Genomic DNA, 2754 nt, shown 5'->3' with positions numbered 1-2754 from the left:
ACTCCAAAATTTCAGAAACAACACCAGAACCAACAGTTCTACCACCCTCTCTTATTGCAAAACGCAACCCCTTGTCTATCGCTATTGATACTTGCAATTCCACTTCTATACTTACATTATCTCCTGGCATTACCATCTCTTTCCCTTCCAGCAATTTTATACTTCCCGTTACATCTGTCGTCCTTATATAAAATTGCGGCTGATAATTTGCAAAAAATGGCGTATGCCTTCCTCCTTCCTCTTTCTTCAATATATATACTTCCGACTTAAACCTCTTGTGCGGCATTATTGTTCCTGGCTTTGCTAATACCTGCCCCCTTTCCACTTCTTCTCTCTTTGTTCCCCTCAACAATATCCCTACATTGAGTCCTGCACATCCTTTGTCCAGTAACTTCTTAAACATCTCAACACCTGTACATATTGTCTTTTGCGTTGCTTTCAGACCTATTATTTCTATCTCTTCACCCATCTTTATTTCTCCCTTTTCTATTCTTCCTGTTACCACAGTTCCACGCCCCGATATCGAAAATACATCTTCTATTGGCATTAAAAATGGTAAATCCACAGGCCTAGGCTGATTAGGCACATACTCATCTAATGCTTTCATCAATTTATCCATTGATTTTTTTCCATATTCACTATTTTCTTCACCTTCCAGCACTTTTAATGCCGAACCCACAATAACTGGTACTTCATCTCCAGGAAAGCCATACTTTGTTAACAATTCTCTGACTTCCATCTCCACCAAACCAATCATATCGTGATCAGCAACATCAGCTTTATTTATGTATACCACAATATGCTTAACACCAACTTGCTTTGCCAGTAATATGTGTTCCCTTGTTTGTGGCATTGGACCATCAACCCCTGACACTACTAATATTGCCGCATCCATCTGCGCTGCGCCTACTATCATATTTTTTACATAGTCAGCATGCCCAGGACAATCAACGTGTGCATAATGCCTCTTTTCCGTCTGATATTCAACGTGTGCTGTTGCGATCGTTATTCCCCTTTTCCTCTCCTCTGGTGCTTTATCTATTTGATCGTATGCTACAAAATTTCCATAATACTTTGTTATTGCCGCTGTCAATGTCGTTTTCCCATGATCTACATGCCCTATTGTCCCAACATTCATATGCGGCTTGCCAAATGCTTCTACTACTTGTGTTGTAGCTTCTACTGCTGTTGTCATAATTGTTACCCTTAATTATACCTTAACTCATCAACCACATATTGTGGCACTTGTTCATAACAAGAAAAATGCATGCTATATTGAGCCCTTCCTTGAGATATAGAACGCAAAACATTTATATAACCAAACATACTTGCAAGAGGAACTAAAGCAAGAATTATAGCACTATTATTATGCGTTTCCATACCTGAAACTTGTCCTCTTCTACTGTTTACATCACCCATAATATCACCCATGTACTCTTCAGGTGTAATAATTTCAACCTTCATTATAGGTTCTAGCATCTTTGGGCCGGCTTTATTTGCCATTTCCTCAAAAGCACCTTTGGCAGCTAGCTCGAAAGCTAAAGGACTTGAGTCAACTTCATGAAAGGCACCATCGATAAGAGTAGCCTTAAAATCAATAACTGGGAAGCCAGAGATCATTCCTCCCTCTTTTATCAACTCCAAACCATTTTGTACACCAGGAATGTATTCTTTTGGAATTGCACCACCCACGATTTTACTTTCAAATTGAAACCCAGAACCGGGCTCAAGAGGTTCAAATAAGATCTTTACTCTGGCAAATTGACCAGCACCACCTGATTGTTTTTTGTGAGTGTAATCAATTTCAACAGATTTGGTGATAGTTTCACGGTATGCAACCTGAGGCGTGCCAATATTAACATCAACGTTAAACTCACGCTTTACTCTATCTGTAATAATTTCAAGATGCAATTCGCCCATGCCTTTTAATATAGTCTGACCACTTTCTGCATTTACCAAAATTTTTAAAGAAGGGTCCTCTGCAACTAATCTATTTAAAGCAATACCTAGTTTTTCCTGATCTGAAGTAGTCTTAGGCTCCACAGCAATTTCAATAACAGGCTCAGGAAATTCCATACGCTCTAATAATATAGGAAAATCATGCGAACATAAAGTATCACCAGTAATTGTTTTTTTCAATCCAACTAAAGCAACTATATCTCCAACTTTAGCTTCATTTATATCTTCCCTATTGTTAGCATGCATAAGCAACATTCTACCAATTCCTTCAGTCTCATTTTTTACTGCATTTAACACAGTGGATTTAGACTTCAACTTACCGGAATAAATACGAATAAACGTTAAGCTACCCACAAATTTATCTGTCATCACTTTAAATGCAAGAGCAACAAATTTTTCTTGCTCTGAAGGTTTAATCGCAATTTTCTTTTCTGGATCCTTAGGATTAGTTCCAACAATTTCATCAACATCAATAGGGGAAGGTAGAAAATCAACTATATCGTCTAAAAGCGGCTGTACTCCTTTATTTTTAAAAGCTGATCCGCATAATACAGGAACAAAAGCTCCTTTAATAGCTCCGCCCCTCACACATTTTTTTAGCAAATCTACTGGCAGGTCATTAGATTCAAAATAAGTGTTCATTGCTTCATCTTCCATCTCAGCAGCGGTATCTAATAAAAGATTTCGATACTTTTGAGCTTTATCAAGCAAATCAGAAGGAATACCTTCATAAAAAAATTTAGCACCTAATGTCTCTTCTTCCCATATAATAGCCTTCATAGAGATGAGATCTAC

2 protein-coding genes are annotated in these 2754 nt (G+C 37.8%); both read right to left on the bottom strand.

The window, feature by feature from the left end:
- The coding region (gene tuf / locus IHO40_RS05530) for an elongation factor Tu (RefSeq protein WP_225537139.1) at positions 1-1195 on the bottom strand (1195 nt) is incomplete at its 3' end.
- Between the two features lie 11 nt (positions 1196-1206).
- Positions 1207-2754 (bottom strand): elongation factor G (fusA, locus tag IHO40_RS05525; protein WP_225537138.1); only part of this gene is annotated, 1548 nt, incomplete at its 5' end.

It is taken from the genome of Wolbachia endosymbiont of Mansonella ozzardi (assembly GCF_020278625.1).
In the GTDB taxonomy this organism is placed as follows: Bacteria; Pseudomonadota; Alphaproteobacteria; order Rickettsiales; family Anaplasmataceae; genus Wolbachia.
Note: the sequence above shows the minus strand (reverse complement) of the source record. Positions and strands in the feature narration are given on the sequence as shown.